Consider the following 23,098-nt stretch of genomic DNA (forward strand, 5'->3'; position numbering starts at 1 on the left):
GTTGGTGGGTTCAAGGGCTTGGTGCCGCAGTGTCAGTCCCATAGCTGCACCATCTGCCGCTGGGGCGCGCTGGTTTGGGCTTCGGGCATGTTGACGACAAGGCCTTGCGGCAGGACCGGGCCGTGATCGGCCAGACCGGGGTTGGCCTCAAGTACGGCTTCGGTGACGCCCGCCGTACGGCCGTAGAACCGCCAGCAGAGGGCGTCGGCGGTTTCGTTTTGATTGGTGCGGATGGCGACGTGCATCAGATCAGCTCCACGGTGGTGCGGGTACGACCGAGGAAGTCGCGCACAGCCCAGCGCAGGTCGCGGCGGTAATCGTCGATGTTCGGGGTGAGCGCATCAGCTTTGTCGCTGCCGGTGTTGGTGGCGCTGTAGTCACGGTACCGCTCGCAGACTTCGGCTCCGGTGCCGGCCTCAATTGCACGGCGGTACAGGTGAACCTTTACCGAAAGGTCTTTTATGTGATCCCCCGGCACATCAACCAGAGTGGTGTAGCCGGCGGCCTGTTGGGCGGTTCGCCATTCGCTCAGTTCGTTGTTGAGATTGATCGCGGCTGCGATAACGGCGGTCTCCAAACGGGCCGGCGTGACGCTCGCGTCTATGCGCAGTGTGGCGCGCAGGCCGTCCAGATCAATCGACGGCCAGAACGGGTCGGTGTTGATATGGCCACTGGTGACTGTGCCGCTGGCTACAAATGCGCTCATGACTGCACTCGAAAATAGATCGCCGGTGGTCGGGGCTTCACGTTCAGGAGGAGCGGCCTGGCCGATCCGCCCCGAGCCGGCGGGGTGCGTGGGGACGCTTGGTTAGCTGCATGCTTCTAAGCAGAAGGTGCAGCGTGTTTTTTCAGGAGGCGCTCGGCGCCGTCCAAATCCTTCTTGCCACCGCAACCGTCGTGCAGCTCGATCGCCCGCTTGAGCAGGTCGATACCGGCCTGAATCTGTCCGGGCTGGCCTGGCTCCTCGGCGGTGATGCCATCCAATGTCGCGCGGCCGGTTGCCAGGTACAGCTTGGCGCGGGCCTGGTCGGGCATGTCTTCGGCGTCGGTCAGTTCGACGGTGCGGTGCAAGATGTCCAGGTCGAAACTGCCATTGGCCTTTTGCGCTTTCAGCGCGGCCGTGGCGATTTCTTCCGCCACCAGGCAACCGGTGGTGCGTTCGAAACGGTCCGGCATGATCAGCTTGTGCTTGAGCACGTAGTCCGCAATGTCCAGGGCACCGCTGTAGTCCTCGACGTCAACTCGCCAGACCATGACGGTAGTCATGACGTCGTCCTGAGCGCCGTTGCCGGCGCCAAGCACTCCCTCGACGTAGGGGATGTATTCGGGCAGCAGTTGCAGCTTGAGCGCAGCTTTGCCTTCGTTGGACTGGATGGCTTTCAGGCGTAGCCGGTCTTGCAGCAGCTGATTCAGCTGATGCTCGTAAGCTGTTGCACCGGCCATGGATTGCCGTGGTGCCGTTTTCGCTGCCTCCATTGCCGCGCGTGCGCGGCGTTGGTGGGCTTGGGCGATGCTGAGTGCCATAGGGTTAACCCTCGCTGCCTGCGTCTTCAACCGGCGTGATGTTTTCCAGCAGGCAGCCCAGGCCATATTCCTCGACCACATAAGCTTCGTTCGACGATTCGAAGTTGCTGACGCGGTTCCACTCTGGCTCTTCTTTGAGGTAGCGGCGGCGGGCACCGATCTGCCAGTACACCGACAGGTTGGCGAGCGTGGTGATGAGGATCGTGCCTTCGGGGATGTACGGCACTTCGTACAGCGGCAAGCCACCCACGCGGCGTTGCGAGATGATCAGGTCACTCGCCAGGGTGTTGGTCGCGTCCTGGTCCTTGTTGACCAGGGCCAGGAATTTGTCGTGCACCAGCTCACGGCCGGTCAGCACCACCAGGCCAGGGTTGCGACGGAACCAGGGGTCCAGCAATTGGATGGCGTCGTAGACCAGGGCGTCGATGTTCTTGAAGTCGCCGGCTTTACCGATAGTGATCTTGCCGGCGACGGCGCCTTCCTTTAGCACGCGGTCAGGTGCATGGGTGCGGTATTGCTGGAGCCACCCAATGTTGACGTCTTCCAGCAGCGGGTGCGCCGTGCGGTCGGTTTGCTCGGCGGCAGTGGTGCCGTAGAAACCAATCTGGATGCGGTCGAGCGCCTGGCGCTGGGCGATCGCACTGGACAGGCGGGTCTGGAAGTCCGGGAACTTGGCCCAGGCGTCGAGCTGCTTGTAATTGACGTAGGTGTCGAAGTCGGTTTGTTCAGCCCGGTACTTGTCGCTGGACAGGGTGCCGATGGCGCGTGGTTCACGCTTTTTGAGGGTGGTGTTGGTGCGGCTGGCAACGGTGCTACCGACGCCCAGACCCACCTTTTCGCCTTCCTGTTCGTCGACTCCGATGATGTTGATCTTGGTCAGGAACTCGCTCGACTCCTGGATTTTGGTCTCCAGTTTCTGCTGGATAGTCGGGTCGACGCTGAAGGTGGCGGTAGCCGATTCAACGCGGTTGAGCAGTGCGACCTGGCCGAGGTACGCGGTAAAGAGTTTTCGAGTGTCGTTACGCATGGGTGTCTCCGATAGTGGGCTGGGCGGTGAAGGCCGCAGGTCAGAACTCAGCCAAGGCTTGCTTGCCGCCGCCGGTTACCGGTGGGCGCTGGGTTTGGGAGTGGTCTTGGGTGTCACCGAGGACGGTTTTAAGCTCGATCAGGTCTTTGCTGAGTTGCTCGACCTTGGTGTTCAGCTCGCCAGAGAATTTCTTCTCGGCGGCGAGCTGATCAGGCAGATCCTTGACGTGATCGGCGATCGCTTCGACGGCCTGGCCGATCTGCGCTAACTCGGCATCGTCCTTCGCCTGCTTGCCGCCGAGCAGTGCCTGCACCTTGCTGAAGAGCTGTGCGCCGAGACCAGGCTTGTCTTCGATTTCTTCGAACTGCAGCTCGGTTTCCACTGCCTCGGTGAACATCGAAGTGGAGGAGTAGTGGCGATCCTTGAACGGGCTGGACTCAGGTTTTTGCGCCGAAAATGCCAACACGTCGGTGCCCAGGCTGGCGGGTGAGTCGGTCACTGCCAGGCCGACGATGTAGGCCTCGCCAGTGTCGGCAAAGCTGTCGTCGATCTCGATCGAGGTGTAGACCTTCTGTTTCGCCTTGTTCATGGCGATCAGCTCGGGGGTGGGTTCGACCTGGGCAAACAGTGCCAGCTTCTTCTGGCCGTTGATTTCCACTTCGTCGGTCTTGACCGCGAGCACGTCACCGTAGGCTTTGAACGGGCTGTCCGGCATCACGCTACGGAAGTGCTCCAGCCAAATGCGGGCGCCGTAGGTCGACGGGTTGAAGTTCTTCGCGGCCTGTTCCAGCCAGCTGCGTTTGATGGTGCGCTTGTCAGAGGTAGCGCCCTCGACGGCGACGCGGAACCAATTACTGCGGAATTTCTTCATGCCGGGAATCCTCAATGCGTTGGGCGCTAAGTGCGTTGCAATGAGGGGCATGGTCGTGACGCGCGCGAGTTGCGGCAACGGGACGGGATTGTAGAGGGCAGGACTACAAGGGGCGGCGCTACTGACTCGCGGGCGCGGGCGGCAGCATCGCGGCCATGACTACGACTGAACTGCTCCCAATCGATCCCCGACGCCAATCCAAGTTCCTGTATTGGATGGGTTGGCGTATCTGCGAGATTGCCGAGGCTACGGGCGAAAAGGAAAAAACGCTACACAGCTGGAAGGCCCGCGACGAGTGGGACCGGGCGGATAACGTCGAGCGCATAGGTGGGGCACTCGAAGCGCGTCTGGTGCAGTTGATCCTCAAGGAAGGCAAGAGCGGCGGGGACTTCAAAGAGATTGACCTGCTGCACCGGCAGTTGGAGCGGCAGGCTCGCATCCAGCGCTTCCAGGGTGGCGGTACCGAAACCGAACTCAACCCCAACCTCGCCAAGCGCAACGAAGGGCCGAAGAAGAAGACGCCGAAAAACGACATCAGCGAAGACCAGATCGAGCTGCTGCGTGAGGCGTTTATCGATGGGTGTTTCGACTACCAGAAAGACTGGCACCGGGCGGGCAATCAGCGCACTCGCGTCATCCTCAAAAGCCGGCAGATCGGCGCCACTTACTACTTCGCCCGAGAGGCGTTTATTGATGCGCTGGAAACTGGGCGCAATCAGATTTTTTTGTCGGCGTCGAAGAATCAGGCCTACCTGTTCCGTGGGTACATCCAGGCGTTTGCCCGCGAGGTCATCGGCGTCGAGCTGACCGGCGATCCCATCGTGCTGCCGAACGGCGCCGAACTATTTTTTCTGGGTACCAACGCGCGCACTGCTCAGGGCTACCACGGCAATTTCTACTTCGACGAATTCTTCTGGACGTTCAAGTTTGAGGAGCTGAACAAGGTTGCGTCGGGTATGGCGATGCACAAGAAGTGGCGCAAAACCTACTTCTCGACGCCGTCGACCATGGCCCATGAGGCCTACACCTTCTGGACGGGCGAGCGCTTCAACAAGGGCAAGCCGGCGGCGCAACACACCAAAGTCGACGTATCCCACGGGGCGCTCCAGCAGGGCAGGTTCTGCGAAGACCGGTTGTGGCGGCAGATCGTCACCATCCTCGACGCGGAGCAGGGCGGTTGCGACCTGTTCGACATTGAAGAACTGCGGCGGGAGTACAGCCCGGAAGCGTTCGCCAACCTGCTGATGTGCGAGTTCGTTGACGACGGCGCGAGCATCTTCCCGCTCACGGTGTTGCAGCCGTGCATGGTCGACAGCTGGGTTGAGTGGGCCGAGGACTACAAGCCGTTTGCCATGCGGCCGTTCGGCGACCGCCAGGTGTGGGTGGGGTATGACCCTGCGGAAACCGGCGATTGTTCGGGCCTGGTGGTGGTCGCGCCGCCGCTGGTGCCAGGTGGCAAGTTCCGGGTGCTGGAGCGTCACCAGTTCCGGGGCATGGACTTCGCGGCCCAGGCCGGCGTGATCAAAGCCGTCTGCGACCGCTACTGGGTGACGTACATCGGCATTGACGTCACCGGTCTGGGCAGCGGCGTGGCGCAGTTGGTGCGCCAATTCTTCCCCAATGTCACCACGTTCAGCTATTCACCTGAGGTCAAGACCCGCCTGGTGCTGAAGGCTTACGACGTGATCCACCGGGGCCGGCTTGAGTTCGACGCCGGCTGGACCGACATGGCGCAGTCGTTGATGGCGATCCGCAAGACCATCACCGCAGGCGGTCGCCAATTCACCTACACCGCCGGCCGCAACGACAACACCGGCCACGCCGACCTTGCGTGGGCGCTCTTTCATGCTTTGCACAACGAACCGCTGGAGGGGCAGACCACTGCCAACACCGGGCGGATGGAGATTTTTTGATGTCGAACCGCCGCAGAAATACCAAGCCTTCGTCCCAGACACCCGCCGTGGCAACGCAGGAATTCATTCCGCGCAGTGACAGCAAGATGGAGGCGTTCAGTTTTGGCGATCCATCACCGGTGCTTAGCGGCCGGGAGGTGTTCGATTACCTGGAGTGCTGGTTTAACGGGCGGTGGTATGAGCCGCCGTTGTCGCTGGATGGTCTGGCGCGGTCGGTGGGGTCTAGCGTGCATCTGCATTCGGGGCTGATGTTTAAGCGCAATTTACTGAGCAAGACCTTCATTCCACACCGGCTGCTGTCGCGGGCAGCGTTCGAACAGTTCGCCCTGGATTTCCTGTGCCTGGGTAACGGCTATCTGGAAGGGCGGCGCTCAATGCTCGGCCCGGTGCGCGAGCTGGTACCGCCGCTGGCGAAGTACATGCGTTCGGGTAATGACGGGCGGCAATTCATGGTCCAGGGATGGAAAGAGGAGCATGAGTTTGAACCGGGCACTGTCTTTCATCTGCGAGAGGCGGATCTGCACCAGGAGGTGTACGGCCTGCCCGAGTGGATCAGCGCCTTGCAGTCGGCATTGCTGAATGAGTCGGCCACGCTGTTTCGCCGTAAGTATTACGAGAACGGCAGCCATGCCGGCTTCATCCTCTACATGACCGACGCCGCCCAGAACGAAGCGGACGTCGATTCACTGCGCAAGGCGCTGAAAGACTCCAAGGGGCCTGGAAACTTCCGCAACCTGTTCGTGTACTCGCCGAACGGCAAAAAGGACGGGTTGCAGATCATTCCGGTCAGCGAGGTGACGGCCAAGGATGAATTCAACTCGATCAAAAACCAGACCCGCGACGACGTGTTGGCCAGCTTGCGCATTCCGCCGCAGCTGATGGGCATCGTGCCGCAGAACGCGGGTGGGTTTGGGTCGATCAGGGAGGCGGCGCAGATCTATGCGGCCAATGAACTGGAGCCGATTCAGGCGCGTATGGCGCAGGTGAATGACTGGCTCGGGGAGGAGGTCGTGCGCTTCAAGCCCTATGAAATTCCCGTGGGGGCTTAAAACCCCCTGCGCAGCAAACGAGGCGACGAACCGGTGCGTCAACACCGGTTCGACGCTGAAACACTCGAACACGCCGAGTGCTCCAACCAAGGCCTCGCCCCACTGCGCAGGGGGGGCGAAGCCTAAGCGAATCCAATTGTCTAAACAAGGATCACTTATGAGCACACCGATAATCCCGTGGATGGGCGGCAAGCGTCGCCTGGCAGATCGTCTTATTCCGCTGTTTCCACCCCATGAATGCTACGTCGAGGTTTTTGCCGGAGGTGCCGCGCTTTACTTCATGCGGCCCCAGGCCGCGCCGGTTGAAGTTCTCAATGACATCAACGGCGACCTAGTGACGCTGTACCGCGTGGTGCAGAACCACCTGGAGGAGTTCGTGCGCCAGTTCAAGTGGGCGATAAGCTCCCGCCAGGTGTTCGAATGGCAGAAGATGACCAGGCCGGAAACACTCACTGATATTCAACGGGCTGCGCGGTTTTTCTACCTGCAGCACCATGCGTTCGCGGGGAAGGTCAGCGGGCAGACATTTGGCACAGCCACCACCGGTCCGGCGATCAACCTGCTACGGATTGAGGAGAACCTATCCGCCGCGTGGCAGCGCCTCTCAGGCACCTACGTGGAGAATCTGGGCTGGCTGGAATGCGCGGAACGGTACGACCGGCCGCATACCTTCCACTACATGGATCCGCCTTACTGGCAGACCGCAGGCTATGGGGTGGACTTTCCCTTTGAAAACTACGAGCGGATGGCTGATTTCATGCGCCGCTGCAAAGGCAAGGTGATGGTGAGTATTAACGACCATCCAGATATTCGGCGTGTGTTCGACGGGTTTCACTTTGAAACCGTGGACATTCGGTACAGCACTACCAATCAACGCCAAGGGAAGGCCGAGGTCAGCGGAGAACTAGTGATAATGAATTGGGTACCAGAGGAGCTGGGGATGTTGTTCTGAATCAATAGGGGAAGCGGGTATGTGTCCATACCCGCGTAACCCACCTGCTGCGGGTGTCAGCGGATTATTACTTCTTCACAGGGCGACACCTGTATGTTTTTCGAGTTGCTGCTTGACCAACCCCTTCGCTAATTGACCAAGTAGTTCGAACGTGAAACCGCCTGCTTTCAAAGCTCCTTCTTTAGTCATCTTCCAGATTTTCTCATCTCTTACCGAGTCCGCAAAATCGTGCCCGGCGGGTGTCAGCCCCGAAAAAATATACAAGCCTCCGGCATTCCCCGGTATCTCAAAAAACTTGCTTTGGATTGCTAGTCTAAGGTGGTATTCGACTTCGGCTGCGGTGAATCCGTCAATAACCATATGGTGGTCAAAGTCCTCGTATTCAATCAGAGTATTTGGTCCCTGATGGTCCTTTTCGACCTCAAGCACCACAAGCCTCATCAGGTCCATATCTCTTCGCATATGTGGCTCCTTTAAATCCTAGGCTTCGCTCAATACCGAGCGCCTCTTGATATTATAACGCCATAGCATCATCCATTAGGTGCCAGTTGAAATGGGGTTCTAAGGCGCTGGCTGGATTAAATCGGGGCCCTTATTTCTCACGTTGCCCACGGCGGTGCTGACCTTGAACCATTCAAAGGCTTCGGCCGGCTCGCCCTGGTGCAACACCATCTGTTCGGCGCGCTCTTTTGGCGTTGCCGGGTCCAGCCATTCACGGGCAAGGTCTGGTTTAAGTACCACGGGTCTTCTGTCGTGGATGTCCACCATGCCGCCGGCGCTATCGGCGGTGATGATCACAAAGCCGTCATGCTCGCCAGGGCCTTCATCGGCGTCTGGCAGTTGGCCGATGGCCGCGCACAAGACCGGCGCGCCGTCCCGCCTGCGGATCAGATAGGGTTGTTTCTTCGGGCCGCCTTCATCCACCCACTCAAACCAGCTGTCGATGGGCGTGATTGCTCGGTGAGGCCAAATCGCTCGGAAGAACGGGCCTTGGGCGACCTTCTCGACGCGAGCATTGATCGGCGCGGCGCGGTCCTTCGCCCAGTGCGGTCGCCATCCCCACGGCACCGGATCGGCGTGTAGCAAGTCTCCCTGCATGTGTAAAAGCGCAACTTGGGTCGTTGGTGCGACGTTGTAGCGCTCGATGGGCTGGTCTCCCACAGAGTTGACCAGGGCATTGGGGATGCTCAAGGCCGCGACAAAGTCATGAATACCTCGGTACTGCGACAGTCTTCCGCACATGGCTAAGCCCTCTCTCGGTTTGATCTTAGACAATCGTGGTGGGTCGAGGCCTCATTTCACTGACGATCCGTCGCAACTCTTCCGCTTCTCGCTTGTTTACGTAGTTCGACGTGGTCAGGTCTGAGATCTGCTTTCGCATTGCTGCAGCTTCGGCACCGCGCTCTCGGAGATAACCGGCGAACTCGCTGTTCTTAGCCTGGGTTTCCAGCAGCATCTGGCTGATCCCGAAAACATCTGCCCGCGCTTTGCGTAATTGCAGGTTCAGTTCCTGAATCTCGTTCTCCAGTAAACGGCAATGCTGTCGGCACATCTGCAGTGGGGTGGGGAGGCCAAGCCATCCGAGGGTGTCTTCATCATCGTTCATGGGTACGAGTCCAATACTGTATGTGTATACAGTAAATGACGTTTGGTCATGACGCGATTTGAGGCGACGAGTTGTAATGGGTAGGCGGAGATTGGGCCGGAAAAGTCAGCTGGGATAGATGAAAGTTTGCCCTTCAGCAGCGTGAAAAAACCCACTTCAACATAGCATTTGCTGGCTGTCACGGCAAGCGAAGGGGGCTATGTGGACCAATAAACACGGGGCTCTCAGCATGTTTTGGCCTACCGAGCAGTCGCAGCCAGGATAGCCCCAGGCTCGCCGCTGTCAGGCCGGGGAGTTGGCGTGCCACATTTGGGCTACTGACGTGCCACAAGTGGGGCAGTGGCGTGCTTCAGCACTCGGCGCGCGCCGTCGTCCCCCCACCTCGCCTGCGGGCTAAATAGGTCGTTTTTTCTGCGCTTCTGCGGAACACTCTCGGCGGCTCAGGCTGAGCGCTTGCTAGGCATTTTGGATAGAGCAGAAACCTGCGGAACCCTGCGAGGGTGGACGTTTTTCGCAACGATTATAAGAACGTACAGACAGCTGAATTCAGTAGGTGCCTCGGGAAAAAGGTTAGTTTTTTTTTGATGGGGGGGTTGTGACTTGGAAGGCCCGTTTTTGTTGGGGTTGAGACCTAACTTTGAAGGGTTAGGTTGGGTTAGGTTAAAGGTTATGGATTTATAAGTGACTGTTTTTAATAGAATTAATATATTGAATATGTAACGCTAATAAAGGTTAGGAGATAACCAGACCTAACCAAAAAGCTAACCTTGCCAACCCTTCGGAAAGCCATGACAAACATGGCATTCAAGGCTCTTAGCAAAAAACTAACCCTCCTAACCTCTTCCCCGTGGGTCAACATTAAAACGCAAGATGTGCCTGGGGCGGACCGCTTTTGAAGCTGCGTGCGGCATTGCGCAGTGCTCACGACTTTTACGTGACGCGCTCACACTGCCACTCACACGCCGTCAGAGGTTGACGTTTACAGTGATTTTGGAGTTGGGGCGACAGGCACTGGCGATAAGCACCGTGGCGGAACCATGCGGTTGTGGTTTTTGTCGGCCAGACCAGGGTTAACTCAGAAAGTGGGTGTTACGAAGGTGGCGCAGAGGGGGGGATGCTGTAGTTAGCATAAAGCGCACGTCGCTCAAAGCTTTACACTAGATCAGCGCAACCCATCCCATCGGCAAAGCACCTTATGGTCTTCTAGCTGGTCCAAGTGTGAAGCGCCTCACGGCGCGAGCGTGCCGCCATCCAGCGACTGTCAGAGCTTCCTAGATGGACAGCCAGCGTCGACTTCTCCTCCTGTAGGCTGACCAGCGTATCGCGTGCCACGCCGCCCTATACCAGGTCGCGCAGTCCTTCTTCATTCATGATTAACCGTGCCTCCTGACTCGATCGGTAAAGTCGCTGACCTGCGTGGGCGTCAGGCAATTCAACTTACCGCTGGATCATTGCTTCCTGACTGCCGGGGTCACGGGCGACCATGCGCCGGCAGGTCTTGTCTTGGATCAACGCGGCCAGCTCCGGGTTTTCGACCTTCGCGGCATCCAAGTCCTGTGCGATGGCGATGGCCAGTTCGCCCAAGTCATGGTCCTCCCGCTTAAGCGCCTTTAGTGCATTCATCTGCCGCGCGGTGATGGGTAGCGACACTTCTCTCTTCCTTAGCAAGCACGCTCAAACCAAGCGCAGCGGTAAAGGTATACCAGCCTGCCGGCGTCTGGTTTCCGTCGGGCGCAAAAAAGCCCGCCGGAGCGGGCCCTGTTGTGGGGGGGCATTAAACATGAGCGGAGTTTTATTCGTTGAGCTTAAAAAGTCGCAATCGCTCATGGCGATTTCGCCACATCTGCATACACAAACCGATAGGCGGGGAGAGGCCTGCGATGGCTCGGCCTCTCTAAAAGATTATTTAGTAGGATTTACAATCGGATTGCAAAGTGTGTGCAAATAGACGGCTCACCTAACGCGCAAAAATGATGGTGAAGCTTTTTTATCACCGGAAACTCAGTGTCAGCCTCAACTATGCCTGAAATTGCTTCGTAGTCTGAGCTGATAAATTCAGATAAATCTAGGCTCTTTATATGCTCAACATACTTGCCCCACCAAGAATCAAAACTTGCGCCGCAGTAATATGTTATTAGGAACGTGCGTTTCACTAAGAGTGGGTTGTAGTTGGATAGAAGTTTGAAGTAATGCAAATTGATATTCATCGTATCCACAGAGCTCAACTTCAATGCTTCTAGAATTGCAAAAAGGCTACCTTGATCTTCTATGACCAAGTCTAGCTCGCCAGCTCCCTTACCAGAAGAGGATTTTCCTTCACGACCCTGATCTTTAACTTCATATCTTTTTGAGCAGAGCATGTCCCTTAAGTAGTCGTTGTTGTAGTCTTCGGAGTCGGTTTTTTCTGCGCGGCGTCCAAGTCTATGGAGTACCCATTCAAGATCGTCCTCAAGCTCCTGATAAATAGGTGTCCTCTTTTTTTCATTGAAAGGAAGGGCGTTTAGGCTGTGTAAATTCAATAGGTATATGCGTTGACGATTTATCTCGTCAATAAAGTCGGCATAACTATTGTTGTCCTCGGTTATAATTGTTTTGCAGGATGTCGTTACCGCTTTTGATATGGTTTTATAGACTGCTTGGGTTGCAGTACTTGCTCCGGTGGAACTAGATCTTATTATTTTGCCCGGTAGTTGCGCCTCAAGCATCCTTTGCCAAGTGCAGTAGTTACGCATGGCTTGATCATCATGTTCAATTAAGCTCACGTAAGTTGTAGCAAGGCGCTCCTCTTGATCGAGAACGATTTGATCTTCGGAGCCTAAGATGCTTTTCATGAAGATATTATAAAAGACTGCGTCATTCCCGATATTTTTGGATAGGAAAGAGGGGCAGATACAGTGAGACCTGATCATTGCAGCACTCCTTCGCTGCCTTTGTTCAGTCTATTATATTTCATTTTCTGGATTTCAATGGTGTCACGCATTTCTACGTCCATGAAATCTTTGGGCCAACTTACATCTCCATTATCGCTAATTTTTATATCGTCAAGATTTGTGCAGTTGCCGATGCTGTCCCTATGTAAGTAATAAATTTTTACGTGATCTTCAGTAAGTTCAGAGCTTTCATCAACTATGCGTAGCCGGATTCTCCTAATTATCGCATCGCTATGAGATTCAATAATAAAACGTTTTTGCTCAATTAAAGCAATGGATATTAGGGCGTCAGCGAGCCAGGCCTGCATGTTAGGGTGCAGGTGGATTTCCGGTTGTTCAATAATTGTTATTGAGTTTTTAGGGGATAGGTAGGCTTGGACCAAAATCGGCAAAACCTGTGAAATGCCAAAGCCAACGTCAGTCAGCTCTAGGTTGACATTATTCTGATTAACTACAATTTTATAAATGATGTCGTTGACTTTCTCAACATCAATACCAATGTTAAACCTTGCGAAAAGAATATTAACATTATCTTTGATCTTAGGGTTGTTCTTTAATATCTCTGCGAGTTCAGTCCCCTCTAGCGCATTTAGCTTTGTGTGATGAATTGATTTGTCAAGAAGGTAATAGCGTTGAGGGAAAGCGCGTAAAGGGCTGACATGGTTGACTTGTAATCCAGCAAGGCTAGATAAAAGATGTTTTGACGTTATGTCAATAAACTGTGTGATCAAAGCCGCAAAGGGACTTGTACTTCCTTTGAACGATGAGAATCCTCCGAATCCATAGGCCACAGGAGCGGCTCGTTTTGTGACCTGTAAAGAGTCCAAGGAAAATAGCTTTATTATCTCGGAGCGGGATCTGTTAAGTGCCGCTTGATCTATAACATCCGAAGTTATAGTGATGTTATTACCTTCTTTAACAAACTTAAAGATGATATTTCCAAATTTGTTGTATTGTACGTATTCGCTTACGGAGAGCGTTTCTTTACGTTTGTTATAGTGAAATGAGTATGAGACTTTTAAAGGTGCAATTTTACTGATTGGAAGTGCCAGGAAGGCTACAAAGCAATCTTGTATTTTCATTAGGGACGCTTGTTCGGTCAAAAAGATAAACTCTTCCGGCATCTGTCTTAGTTTTTTTGTGTCGCCGACCAATGTGCGATATAGTTTAATTAGTTTTATATAGTCGTTTGAAAACATTGTGGCTTTAGGGATGTTAGATGCTGTATCACGCGCACCTTCCATCTGCTGCTCAATTTTTTTATTAAGCTTTGCATACGCAGGGGTCTTCGCTCGCGATAACTCTAGTAAGTGCCCCATGTACCGCACAACCGTCTCATGGTTTTGAGTGGTGGAACTTTTTGCTTCACCTATTTGTTTGCGGAGGGCATCTTTTGGGTCGAAAGTGAAAGTGAAACTTAATTTATTATTCGGGTTTTTATCTTTGACTATATTTAGCGTTTCACCCATTCCTGTTTTATGCCCATTTAAGCGTAGGGGAGACTCAGAAATGGCAAGTGAATCTGCGGATTGAGATAGCATCAATAACGAATTTATTAATGCGCTTTTTCCGCTGCTATTTGGGCCTAATAAAATTGTTAAAGGCTTAAGCTCCATTTCAAAGTTATCAAAAGCTTTGTAGTTTTTCCCTGAAAATTTAAGTAGCATATGAAAGTCCTTTTTATTTAAAATATCTCACTATTTACCATTTTTTGCGGTCTAACGCAAATTTTTAAGCGGGGGCGTGGATGATGGTTGTCCGATTACGACGGTCTATGTTGCTGATCTATATTTTAATCGTCGCTCTATAGTTGGGAATAAAAATTTTCTTAATTGTTATTTCTATATGGCCCGTAATCAATCTGTTCTGCTAGTGTTTAGCTGGGCGCGCATAGACGTTCGTTTGTCGAGCATTGTTCAACGATGTCACGCGTTCAACCGGCATTACGCTGGAGGTTTCGCTTCTAGAAATGGATATTGTTAAGTAAAGTTATGTTTTTAATAAGTTGGTCTGCTAGGTAAATCAGCTCTTTTAATACGAATTAATCATTGTTTGATATGTTCAGTATTCTCACCAATAGCGTTAAGTGCACCTCTTACGTTCCCTCCTACTACTAAAGCAGGTTGCTGCTCAGCCCATGATGTCAAATCCAACAAAGCAGCTTCCAAAGCCAGTTGATTTTGATAAGGCTGTTCCGGAACATATGATTACGAGTATTCGCTTGCCATGGTTGCGAGCTCTGCGAAGAAGAATACAGCATAGTTTGTTGCTGAAAGGGGGCGGCTGAAATAGTCAGGGAGAGGTCTGAGGGAGTTAGACCAGCGTTGGCACATACTGGTACGCATGCTTTCAAGGTTCGCAGTGAAGCGCTTAATAAAAGGGCTGTAGATTTAGTTTGTCCAATCTATCACCGAAAAGGCTGATGTTTTTCGCTCGTGACCGGCAGCGGTCGGCCATTAGCGGACCTAGAAGCTCCTGCAGTTAGACTGCTTTGGGCACGGTTAAAATGAAAACAGGGACGGATCGTTCAATAGCGCTAGCTAAATCATCCAATTCGCTCGCGGATAGGCTCTAAACGTCCGCTAATTAATTTGAAGCGGCGGAGTTAAGCACTGCGTGCGCTTGTCATCATCAAGATAATAGAGTCCGTCGATTTGCCCCGTCATCTGTGCCATTCCAAGCAAAGGCTCGGATTCAAACGTGATCGGAAAAACCAAGCGTGCGGCTTCACCCTGAATCCAGTCCTCCCATACAGCTTTGATAACTCCTCCCCAAAAGGTCATGGAGGACCCATCGGGTAAAAACAGGTTAGGTTGGATATGACCGATGTCGTCGGTAAGACTCCAGTACACATACCCAGCGTAACTGGCTCCATCAGCGCCGCGAAAAACTGTTCTTACCAGCACCGTCGTATCGCTCTCTTCCAGGCAGGGGCGAACAATTTCCCAGTCATCATCGTCCATCGGGAAATACCAGACACCGTACTCTCGGAAGTCTTCCTCAGTTAATTCATAAATTAGCTTGCCTTGCATGCTGACCCTCCATCTACGCCGCCGAGCTCATCCATTGCCCGCCCTGAGGCAACGTTACTTAGTCGTTAAGGCGTTGTCGATCATTATAAGGAGCGATTTGCACACGGTCTGGGGAATGCTCGACGTCCGCTTTTGGCCGCTATCTGCCTGATGCCTATGGCGGCTAGTCAGGTCGGAGGTATGGGCCGAATGGGGTGCAGTGGTACATAAATGGTACGAGATAAAGATGAATCAGCTGTGGGTCTTTGTTTTAAAGGTTCTTTGGTTCAGTAGTTCCAATCCATCATCGGGGCAACGGAGAAGTGGCGGGAGAGTGGAGCTGTTTGTAGGGACATTGGGAATCTGAGTCAACGAGGCGAGTGGCCTAGTTTATCAGGGATGTATCAGGGGTGTTTTGCGCTCTTCACCGTCTCAAGCGACAGGGGACACGGTGAGGATCCTCAATCAATGATTGTGTCGGATATCGTGGTCTGACCCTGGCGTCTCTTTATTGCATTGCTTGCATGGAAACGTTTGTAGCCGTCTGAGTCGTTAGTTCTATGAGGGTTAACGCTCCGTCGTCAAAGGAGCAGCCTGTATCTATGTAGATCGTATTTCCCAAATAGGTAAGGGAGGATACAGTTGAATGGCCGACATAAACTTGATCAATACCTTGAGTTAAAGCTTCGTCGAGGCTTTCGATTTTTGTTCTGGCGTACAGTGCTTTTTCTAACGCTAGGCGTTGATGGACTTCGCCAAACTGACCCGTAATAACGTCTTTTGCACTCTGCCAGGTGTCATCGTTATGCGTCAGCGGAGTCTCTGCGTGCACAATCCCAATTTTTCGACCATCTGTTAATTCAACCTCTATTATTAGAGGAAGATCTTTTAAGGCGTCAGACAGGATCTGTTGAAATTGAGTTGATAGTTTGTAGAGCCATGCTCCACCGTTGCGCGAATGCCTGGCAATGTCGCCATTGCCAGAAACACAGTCGATAACCATCTGTTCATGGTTGCCTCTCACGGCGTGAAACCAGGGCTTCTGTAGCCAGACCACGGCATCGATGGAGTCGGGTCCTCTGTCAATGAGGTCGCCCACAGAGAAGATTCGATCTATGCGTTCATTGAAGTCCACTTTTTTTAAAAGAAGCTCTAATAGCTTGAAGTGCCCGTGGACGTCACCGACTATAAAATCTCGACCAATTTTGTTGGGTAAAAACGACTGGGTTTTGTGCATGGTCAGTGATCGAGGGGGGATATTTAATTTTAAGGATACTACGTACTAGGAGACTTGGTAGCGTACGCATGGAAATCGCGGCTTCCCCCCTGCGCCCGCTATTTAAAGTACGAGCGAATCCTTGTACACGTCTTGCTGGTGACTTTGGGTAGCCGATGTGTCGCTGCAGGCGGTGCCATTTGGATAATGCAGTGTTCCTTATGGCCATCGCCATAAACCATCACTGCCGAGGTGGTGGAGGAGCCATCTTCGTTCAAGTACGTTGTGACATTTTCACTGTTCTCTGGGCGTTTATCAGGGCCGCCGTAGGGATCAGGGTTCGCGGGGGACTCGGCCGCATAGGCAGCCTGGGCGAGCAATAGAAGCGTGAATGCGCAAATGAATTTCACAGTGGGCCCTTCGACAGAGTTGGGAATTCAGTAAATACAGATTGAGGCGGCTGTGCAGCTCAGACCGCTAAATCCCTCAAGAAATTTTCCGCACTTTCTCGCCCGGCCCTGTGCAAGCCCGCTACTACAGGCAGGGCTGCGTCAGCCCACTTCGACAGTACCTTTATGGAAAATCTTACGCCGTGCCCGGCGGCTGATGTTTTCGTGCTTGCTGAGTGTGTACATCTCGTCAAAACGCGCACGGTCGATACCGGGATAGTTGACCAGTTCTTCCATCACCATGCGGTCGTAATCCTGCTCGATCACAAAGCGGAAGACCTCACGTCGATAATAGAAGCCGAATTGAAAGGCCAGCACTTCGGTGAGGTAGTCAGTCTGGGTGAGGAAGCAGTTCTCCAGGTCAATCGCCTTGGCGCACGTGGGGTGCTGCGGGTCGACCATCACATTGTTGGCCCAGAAGTCCATGTGGATGATGTGTTTGCTGTGCAGGGCGCGCAGCAATTTGAATGACGCGGTGATCAGGCTTAGGACGCCGCGTTCCTGCTTGAGCCATTCCAGGCCGCTGAGGTAACCGTCGAGCATCTCGGTGAAGATGAAGAATTCCTGGATTAGGCCAAGCGCAGATTTTCTGTAACCGAAACCACGCAGTCCGGCGACCGGTGCGCCGCGCTTCTGCGCGCCCAGGGTGTTGATGACTTCCTCAACGGGCCAGTCGAATGTGCCGTCGCGTTTGGAGCGTCCGAAGGTGACGCGCAGTTTTGGACGCAGGCTGTCCAACGGCTGGGACTTGGCGAACAGATCGTTCTCCATGCCTTTCAACGGCGCGCTGATGCGGTTTTTGAGTTGATGGCGAGTGTCGATCAGGTCCTGAATCGCTTGGTGGACTCCGTCGTCGCTGGTGTGTGTGGTGAACACCGTCGCGTTGCCGTGATTGAGCGTTGCGGGAAAATTCTCAAGCACATTTCTATCGGGAAAGCTCAAAACACATCCTTGTCATTCGGAAAAGTATTACAGACATGTTACATGCACGATCTATTGGATCCAACCTGAACGTAACCTGTCTGGAAGTGAAATATTTTTCACGTAGGGTTTTCTGAGCGTTTTCTGGCGTTGATGCCTGATTTCAAGGAGTTCTATTCGTTTATTCCCCGCCTTTCATCCGTCGTGCAATCAGATAGATCCCCAATCCGGCCAACGCTGTGACTGCGCCGATATAGCCGGTGCTGGTCCAGCCCAACCCGGCCGTGATCGCCATGCCGCCAAACCACGGGCCCAGCGCGTTCGCCAGGTTGAATGCCGCATGGTTGGACGCTGCCGCCAGGCTTGGCGCTTCGTGGGCAATGTCCATCAGGCGGATCTGCAACGGTGCAGCCAACGCCACCATGGTGCCGACCAGGCCCATGCTCAGCAGCACGCCCCACAGCGATGCAGCTGCGAACGGAAAGAACAGCAATACGCCAATCGACCACACCAGGATCCAACCCACCGCGCGAAACTGCATGCGATCAAACAGCTTGCCGCCGGCGATATTGCCGATGATCCCGCCCACGCCAAACGCGGCGAGGCCGAAGGGAATCCACTGTGGCGAGACTTTGGTCACTTCGAGCATGGTCGGCGCCAGGTAGCTGAACACGCAGAACATCCCGGCAAACCCGATTGCGCCGATGGACAGTGCCATCCACACCTGAGGTTTGGTGAAGGCACGCAGTTCCTTGCGTGGGTCGCTGCGTTCTTCGTCATGGCGGTGCGGCACGAATTGCCAGACGAGGGCGATGGTGCACAGCGCAATCACGCTGACCAGCGCGAACGCCGAGCGCCAGCCCAGGTGTTGGCCGAGGAAGGTGGCGATGGGGTTGCCGAGCAGCATGGCCAAGGTCAGGCCCATCATGACGCGTGCGACGGCACCGGCGCGTTTGTCGTTCGGCACCATGCTGGAGGCGACTACGGCGGCGATGCCGAAATAGGCGCCGTGGGGCAGGCCACTGATAAAGCGGAACGCCACCAGCGAACCGAAGGTGGGCGTGAATGCCGTGGCGAAGTTGCCCAGCGCGTACAAGCCCATCAACAGCAACAACATATGTTTGCGCAGCAGCTTGGCGCCGAGGATCGCCAGCAGCGGCGCGCCGACCATCACGCCCAGCGCATAGGCGCTGATGGCGTGGCCGACCTGAGGTTCGCTCAACCCCAGGTTCTGGGCGATGTCGGGCATCAGGCCCATGATCGCGAATTCGCCGGTACCGATCGCGAAAGCGCCCACGGCCATGGCGGCTTCCATTTTGGCGGCGCTGCGCGCGGGCAATACGTGCCCGGGTGTTTGCTGGATAGACATGGATCGCTCTGTGCAGGAGGGAAAGACGAGCCGCCGATCCTAACGAGGCGGCCACGAAGGAGTCTAGAACAGCGGATTACGCCTGAGTTCCATCCCATCACGGCGCCGGCCTTTGAGATCCGTCTTATTCACCCGGCTCCTGCTCATCCCTAACCTTTGGGCGATGAAACTCAAACATTTCCTGCAACCCCTCGATTCAACCTTCTCGACGCCCAAGGCAGCCCGCAAGTTGTTGCGTTTGTTTGCCTTTGCGTTGGTGCTCGGCGTTTATGTGGGGGCTTACAGTTATCTGCGTGCGGCATTCAGCGAGGAAATTTCGCTGCGGCGCAGTTATATGAACGAGGCGATTTCCGACGCACAGAGTTTTTTCGTCAGCCGCCAGACGCTGTTGAAGAGCCTCGGCCTGTCCACCGTCAGCCATAAGACGCCGCCCGTGGGCAACCTCAATGAAGTGCCGGCCGAAGAAGTGCATATCACCCTCGGTGAAGCAGGCAATATCTGGAGCCTGTGGCTGACCCGACGCATGCTCGATTACTTGCAGGCCAACCAGGTCAACCTGATTTACGTGCCGCAGCGTGCCACGCCGCTGGTCGAGCGCCTGTTTACCGTGGGCGAAGCGCCGGGAGCCGTACCGGAATCGGTGTTGAAGCGCTTGATGGCGGTGGATACCGGCAAGGTGTCGGTCAGCGATGAGTTGTGGCTGACCGAGCAGAGTCGCCTGGATTCATCGCTGTACATTTTTACGCGCCTGGACGAGCGCAGTCCTTCATCGGGCTGGCTTGGATTAGAGGTGGACGGACCGGACCTGATCAACGCCTTGCAGCATGAGAAGGCCGGCGACTTCATGTTGCTCGACGGCGCGGGCCAGCTGATTTTCAGCAGCGCGCCCCATCAACCGGCGGCGGCGCAGGTGTTGCGCCAGTATCACTCCACCGCCAGTTTCGGCTGGGAAGGCAGCCGCTGGTTGCCCGACCGCCTGGCGATCCGCAAGCACTTGGGCTATTCGCACTGGCAGATCGTCTACAGCCTGGAGTTGAGCTCGCTGTTGCCCAGCCTGGCGCTGCCGTTGCTGGTCTGCGTGCTGCTGTGCGCGCTGGCGAGCCTGCTGATGGTGCGACTGGTCCGGCGCATCGACCAGCGCCTGATCATCCCGGCGGCCAATCGCATCGAAGCGTTGGTGGAGAGCGAAGCGTTCAGCAGTGCGGTCATTCGGATCGCCCCGGTGGCCTTGTGCGTGCTGCGGCGCAGTGACGGCGAAGTGGTGCTGGAAAACCCGTTGTCGCGCCAATGGCTGGGCAAGGGCCAGGAGCGCCGGCAACTGTGTCTCGACTGGGTTCGCCGTGCCTTCCATGATGCCGAACACGGCAGCACCGACGAGTTGCAGATGGCCGATGGTCGCCACCTGTTCCTGAGCTTTGCGCCCACCCGTTACCAACGTGAAGAAGTATTGATCTGTGCCTTCAGCGACATCAGCGAGCGCAAGCAGGTCGAGTTGGCGCTGGAGCAGGCGCGAACCCTGGCGGATGCGGCCAACGAGGCCAAGACCCTGTTCCTCGCAACCATGAGCCACGAGATCCGCACGCCGTTGTATGGCGTGCTGGCCACCTTGGAGTTGCTTGCCCGCACCGAGCTCAACAACCAGCAGCGCGGCTACTTGAATGCCATCGAAGGTTCCTCCGCGAACCTGCTGCAATTGATCTGCGACGTGTTGGATGTCTCCAAGATCGAAGCCGGGCAGTTGTCCCTGGAACTCACGGTGTTTTCTCCGCTGGAACTGGTGCAGGAAGTGATTCAAGGCTATGCCGGTGCCGCCCAGAGCAAGGGCCTGCAATTGTTCAGTTGCCTCGACCCGCACACCCCCGAACGCGTGCGCGGCGATGTCACACGGATTCGGCAGATCCTCAACAACCTGCTCAACAACGCGCTCAAATTCACCGAGAGCGGGCGCATCGTCCTGCGTTTACGCCTGGAAAGCCGTGAGGGCGAGCGCAGCATGTTGCAGTGGCAGGTGGTCGACACCGGCAAAGGCATTGCGGCGCACGACCAGCCCGATTTGTTCGAGCCGTTCTTCCAGGCCAGCGGCAACGCCAATGTGGTGGCGGGCAGCGGGCTCGGGCTGTCGATCTGCAAGCGCCTGGTGCACTTGATGAACGGCACGTTGCGTGTGGTCAGCGAGCCGGGCCTGGGCAGCAGTTTTACCTTCAACTTGCCGTTGGAGCAGGTCACCGACGATCAGCCCTGGGCCTTGCCGTTGTTGGGCGAGCGGGTCTATGTGGTGTCACCGGTACGCGAACTGGCCGAGAGCATCGGGGGCTGGTTGCGGCGCTGGGGTGCGCGGGCGCAATTGGGCGTGCCCGAATCCGTCGCCACCGACCCCGGCGCGGTGCTGGTCGAGCTTTATCCTGGCGCGGTCGATGCTGCGCGGCTTCGCTGGTCGGGCCCACGGGTAGTTGCATCGGCTGATGAGCATGGCGTCTCGCTGGGACCGGGCGCGTGTTGGCAGATCGGCTTGAACAACCTGCACGCGCTCAATCGTGCCGTCAGCCGCGCCCAGGGCATCGAAGAACACCTGTCGCCCATCCCCCGCGAGGCGCCCGCCGAGGTCAGCCTGAACCTGCGTCTGCTGGTGGCTGAAGACAACCTGATCAACCAGTTGATCCTGCGCGACCAGTTGGAAGAACTCGGCTGCACCGTGGTACTCGCCGGCGACGGCATTGAGGCGCTGTCGTTGTGGGGCGAACGCCCGTTCGACATGGTTCTCACCGACGTCAACATGCCGCGCATGAACGGCTACGAACTCACCGAACAACTTCGCCGCTTGGGCTGTTCGCTGCCGATCATCGGCGCCACGGCCAACGCGATGCTCGACGAAGCCGAGCGTTGCCTCAGCGCCGGCATGGACCACTGCCTGGTCAAGCCGTTTACCCTGCGCGCGCTCTATCAGTGCCTGCAGCGCTTTCAAAGGAGCGAGCCTTGAGTGCCTATCGCGTGCTCATCGTGGAAGACCATCCCTTTCAGCATGAGTACCTGATCAACGTGTTCCAGGCCATCGGCGGGTTTGACGTCGACGCGGTCTGGGACGGCGCCACCGCGTTGCAGCGCCTGGCCAGCCAGCATTACGACCTGTTGCTCAGCGACCTGATGATGCCGGGGATGGACGGTGTGCAACTGATCCAGCAACTGGCCGGCCTGCAGGCGCCGCCCGCGTTGGCGCTGATGAGTGTGGCTTCGCGGCGCATGTTGGTGGGGGCCGGGGAGGTCGCGGGCAACCTGGGCCTGACGGTGGCTGGATTACTGTCCAAACCGATCAGCGATCCGCAGGTGCGCAGCCTGCGCGATTGCCTCGACCGGCTGGCCGAACAGGCGCGCACGCCGTGTTGCCATCGCGGCGTCAACCTGGCGCGGGACACCCTGGCCCGCGCATTGACCAACGGTGAGATCCAGGCCTGGTTCCAGCCCAAGAAATCCCTGCACGACGGGCGTATTGTCGGCGCCGAAGCCCTGGCTCGCTGGGTCCACCCGCAGGAGGGCCTGCTGATGCCCGCCGAGTTTCTCGGCGGGATCGAACGCCAGGGCCTGGAAACCCAACTGCTGTCCTGCATCCTCGCCCAGACCCTGACCGCCCAGGCCCAGTGGGCGCAGCTCGGCTACCGGTTGCCGGTATCGATCAACCTGCCAACCCATCTGCTCGACCAGTGCGACCTGGTCGATCGCTTGCTGGCCCAAGTGCTGCAGCGCGACGCGGAGCCCCGGCAAATCACCTTCGAACTGATGGAAAGCTCCACCACACAGTTGGCCAGCAACTACTACGCTGGAGCATGTCGCCTGCGCCTGATGGGCTTCGGTCTGGCCCAGGATGATTTTGGCAAGGGCTTCAGTTCTTACTTCAACCTGGTGTCTACGCCGTTCAACGAGGTCAAGATCGACCGCTCACTGGTGCACGGTTGTGCAGACAACGAACACCTGGCGTCGGCCTTGCAAAGCATCATCGAACTGGGCCGCAAACTCGGCCTGACGACCATCGCCGAAGGCGCCGAAACCCAGGCTGAGCTGGCGGTGCTGAGGCGTTTTCGCTGCGACCAGGTGCAAGGCTTCTTGATTTCCCACGGCGTCGCTGCCGAAAAATTCAGCGCGCTGTTGATCGAAGATGGCCCTGCGCCAGCACTTATCTGAACGGCCGGGGTCACACAGTCAAGAAGCCCAGAGGAAGGGTCATCCGGTCAGTCGGGTGTTATCGGTCAATGCCGGATGAAACATAGG

The 23,098-nt window shown here is 56.0% G+C and carries 19 protein-coding genes and 1 pseudogene; 5 read left to right on the forward strand and 15 right to left on the reverse strand.

Annotated elements, in window-relative coordinates; genetic code table 11:
- Positions 1–32: 32 nt before the first annotated feature.
- From CKW32_RS04440 to CKW32_RS04460, 5 genes are all read right to left on the reverse strand, one after another.
- Positions 33–245 (reverse strand): tail protein X, encoded by a 213-nt coding sequence (locus tag CKW32_RS04440; RefSeq protein ID WP_095184157.1) that lies wholly within the window; start codon positions 243–245, stop codon positions 33–35.
- Entirely contained in the window at positions 245–706 is a 462-nt protein-coding gene (locus tag CKW32_RS04445; protein WP_095184158.1) for a head completion/stabilization protein, read from the reverse strand. Before CKW32_RS04445 ends, CKW32_RS04440 begins: the two co-directional genes overlap by 1 nt.
- 116 nt (positions 707–822) lie before the next feature.
- Positions 823–1,524, reverse strand: coding sequence for a terminase endonuclease subunit (locus CKW32_RS04450; RefSeq protein ID WP_095184159.1), 702 nt, complete (start codon positions 1,522–1,524; stop codon positions 823–825).
- Between the two features lie 4 nt (positions 1,525–1,528).
- Positions 1,529–2,551, reverse strand: coding sequence for a phage major capsid protein, P2 family (locus tag CKW32_RS04455; RefSeq protein ID WP_095184160.1), 1,023 nt, complete (start codon positions 2,549–2,551; stop codon positions 1,529–1,531).
- A gap of 40 nt (positions 2,552–2,591) precedes the next feature.
- On the reverse strand, positions 2,592–3,422 hold the full coding sequence (locus CKW32_RS04460; protein ID WP_095184161.1) for a GPO family capsid scaffolding protein: 831 nt from the start codon (positions 3,420–3,422) through the stop codon (positions 2,592–2,594).
- Between the two features lie 155 nt (positions 3,423–3,577).
- On the opposite strand from CKW32_RS04460, the gene CKW32_RS04465 reads away from it, so the two are divergent.
- From CKW32_RS04465 to CKW32_RS04475, 3 genes are all read left to right on the forward strand, one after another.
- The gene (locus CKW32_RS04465) at positions 3,578–5,335 is read left to right on the forward strand and encodes a terminase ATPase subunit family protein (RefSeq protein ID WP_095184162.1); all 1,758 of its coding nucleotides are present in this window, start codon (positions 3,578–3,580) and stop codon (positions 5,333–5,335) included.
- Positions 5,335–6,384: a phage portal protein gene (locus tag CKW32_RS04470; protein WP_095184163.1), complete on the forward strand. Its 1,050-nt coding sequence runs from the start codon at positions 5,335–5,337 to the stop codon at positions 6,382–6,384. The genes CKW32_RS04465 and CKW32_RS04470 overlap by 1 nt, the downstream gene beginning before the upstream one ends.
- Positions 6,385–6,541: 157 nt before the next feature.
- Positions 6,542–7,336 (forward strand): DNA adenine methylase, encoded by a 795-nt coding sequence (locus CKW32_RS04475; RefSeq protein WP_095184164.1) that lies wholly within the window; start codon positions 6,542–6,544, stop codon positions 7,334–7,336.
- Between the two features lie 75 nt (positions 7,337–7,411).
- On the opposite strand, the gene CKW32_RS04480 is transcribed toward CKW32_RS04475, so the two are convergent.
- The 10 genes and pseudogenes from CKW32_RS04480 to CKW32_RS04530 all read right to left on the reverse strand — a co-directional run bounded on the left by CKW32_RS04480 (position 7,412) and on the right by CKW32_RS04530 (position 18,838).
- Positions 7,412–7,798: a DUF2513 domain-containing protein gene (locus CKW32_RS04480; RefSeq protein ID WP_095184165.1), complete on the reverse strand. Its 387-nt coding sequence runs from the start codon at positions 7,796–7,798 to the stop codon at positions 7,412–7,414.
- 99 nt (positions 7,799–7,897) lie between these two features.
- Positions 7,898–8,578, reverse strand: coding sequence for an SOS response-associated peptidase family protein (locus tag CKW32_RS04485; RefSeq protein ID WP_095184166.1), 681 nt, complete (start codon positions 8,576–8,578; stop codon positions 7,898–7,900).
- A gap of 25 nt (positions 8,579–8,603) precedes the next feature.
- Positions 8,604–8,942 (reverse strand): hypothetical protein, encoded by a 339-nt coding sequence (locus CKW32_RS04490; protein ID WP_095184167.1) that lies wholly within the window; start codon positions 8,940–8,942, stop codon positions 8,604–8,606.
- A gap of 1,373 nt (positions 8,943–10,315) precedes the next feature.
- Positions 10,316–10,592 (reverse strand): annotated as a pseudogene (locus tag CKW32_RS04495) (hypothetical protein).
- Between the two features lie 266 nt (positions 10,593–10,858).
- Positions 10,859–11,773, reverse strand: a complete 915-nt coding sequence (locus tag CKW32_RS04500; RefSeq protein WP_143499319.1) for a hypothetical protein — start codon at positions 11,771–11,773, stop codon at positions 10,859–10,861.
- 74 nt (positions 11,774–11,847) lie between these two features.
- Entirely contained in the window at positions 11,848–13,539 is a 1,692-nt protein-coding gene (locus CKW32_RS04505) for an AAA family ATPase (RefSeq protein ID WP_095184169.1), read from the reverse strand.
- Between the two features lie 915 nt (positions 13,540–14,454).
- A complete protein-coding gene (locus tag CKW32_RS04515) occupies positions 14,455–14,904 on the reverse strand; it encodes a hypothetical protein (RefSeq protein WP_095184170.1) in 450 nt (149 codons plus the stop codon).
- Positions 14,905–15,391: 487 nt separating this feature from the next.
- Positions 15,392–16,120, reverse strand: a complete 729-nt coding sequence (locus CKW32_RS04520; protein ID WP_095184171.1) for a metallophosphoesterase — start codon at positions 16,118–16,120, stop codon at positions 15,392–15,394.
- Positions 16,121–16,650: 530 nt separating this feature from the next.
- Complete coding sequence (locus tag CKW32_RS04525) at positions 16,651–17,490, reverse strand: lipopolysaccharide kinase InaA family protein (RefSeq protein ID WP_095184172.1); 840 nt, start codon at positions 17,488–17,490, stop codon at positions 16,651–16,653.
- 160 nt (positions 17,491–17,650) lie between these two features.
- Positions 17,651–18,838, reverse strand: coding sequence for an MFS transporter (locus CKW32_RS04530; protein ID WP_032888847.1), 1,188 nt, complete (start codon positions 18,836–18,838; stop codon positions 17,651–17,653).
- 163 nt (positions 18,839–19,001) lie between these two features.
- Here CKW32_RS04530 and CKW32_RS04535 point away from each other — a divergent pair, with 163 nt between their 5' ends.
- Together CKW32_RS04535 and CKW32_RS04540 are read left to right on the forward strand one after the other, a co-directional pair.
- Positions 19,002–21,815, forward strand: coding sequence for an ATP-binding protein (locus tag CKW32_RS04535; protein ID WP_095184173.1), 2,814 nt, complete (start codon positions 19,002–19,004; stop codon positions 21,813–21,815).
- The gene (locus CKW32_RS04540) at positions 21,812–23,011 is read left to right on the forward strand and encodes an EAL domain-containing protein (RefSeq protein WP_095184174.1); all 1,200 of its coding nucleotides are present in this window, start codon (positions 21,812–21,814) and stop codon (positions 23,009–23,011) included. The genes CKW32_RS04535 and CKW32_RS04540 overlap by 4 nt, the downstream gene beginning before the upstream one ends.
- Positions 23,012–23,098 lie beyond the last annotated feature (87 nt).

Origin of the sequence: Pseudomonas sp. Irchel 3H9 (genome assembly GCF_900187495.1) — a bacterium.
Lineage (GTDB): Bacteria > Pseudomonadota > Gammaproteobacteria > Pseudomonadales > Pseudomonadaceae > Aquipseudomonas > Aquipseudomonas sivasensis.

Coding starts and splice junctions, on each gene's coding strand:
- CKW32_RS04440 (WP_095184157.1), bottom strand. CDS start 245: ATGCACGTCGCCATCCGCACCAATCAAAACGAAACCGCCGACGCCCTC.
- CKW32_RS04445 (WP_095184158.1), bottom strand. CDS start 706: ATGAGCGCATTTGTAGCCAGCGGCACAGTCACCAGTGGCCATATCAAC.
- CKW32_RS04450 (WP_095184159.1), bottom strand. CDS start 1,524: ATGGCACTCAGCATCGCCCAAGCCCACCAACGCCGCGCACGCGCGGCA.
- CKW32_RS04455 (WP_095184160.1), bottom strand. CDS start 2,551: ATGCGTAACGACACTCGAAAACTCTTTACCGCGTACCTCGGCCAGGTC.
- CKW32_RS04460 (WP_095184161.1), bottom strand. CDS start 3,422: ATGAAGAAATTCCGCAGTAATTGGTTCCGCGTCGCCGTCGAGGGCGCT.
- CKW32_RS04465 (WP_095184162.1), top strand. CDS start 3,578: ATGACTACGACTGAACTGCTCCCAATCGATCCCCGACGCCAATCCAAG.
- CKW32_RS04470 (WP_095184163.1), top strand. CDS start 5,335: ATGTCGAACCGCCGCAGAAATACCAAGCCTTCGTCCCAGACACCCGCC.
- CKW32_RS04475 (WP_095184164.1), top strand. CDS start 6,542: ATGAGCACACCGATAATCCCGTGGATGGGCGGCAAGCGTCGCCTGGCA.
- CKW32_RS04480 (WP_095184165.1), bottom strand. CDS start 7,798: ATGCGAAGAGATATGGACCTGATGAGGCTTGTGGTGCTTGAGGTCGAA.
- CKW32_RS04485 (WP_095184166.1), bottom strand. CDS start 8,578: ATGTGCGGAAGACTGTCGCAGTACCGAGGTATTCATGACTTTGTCGCG.
- CKW32_RS04490 (WP_095184167.1), bottom strand. CDS start 8,942: ATGAACGATGATGAAGACACCCTCGGATGGCTTGGCCTCCCCACCCCA.
- CKW32_RS04500 (WP_143499319.1), bottom strand. CDS start 11,773: ATGAAAAGCATCTTAGGCTCCGAAGATCAAATCGTTCTCGATCAAGAG.
- CKW32_RS04505 (WP_095184169.1), bottom strand. CDS start 13,539: ATGCTACTTAAATTTTCAGGGAAAAACTACAAAGCTTTTGATAACTTT.
- CKW32_RS04515 (WP_095184170.1), bottom strand. CDS start 14,904: ATGCAAGGCAAGCTAATTTATGAATTAACTGAGGAAGACTTCCGAGAG.
- CKW32_RS04520 (WP_095184171.1), bottom strand. CDS start 16,120: ATGCACAAAACCCAGTCGTTTTTACCCAACAAAATTGGTCGAGATTTT.
- CKW32_RS04530 (WP_032888847.1), bottom strand. CDS start 18,838: ATGTCTATCCAGCAAACACCCGGGCACGTATTGCCCGCGCGCAGCGCC.
- CKW32_RS04535 (WP_095184173.1), top strand. CDS start 19,002: ATGAAACTCAAACATTTCCTGCAACCCCTCGATTCAACCTTCTCGACG.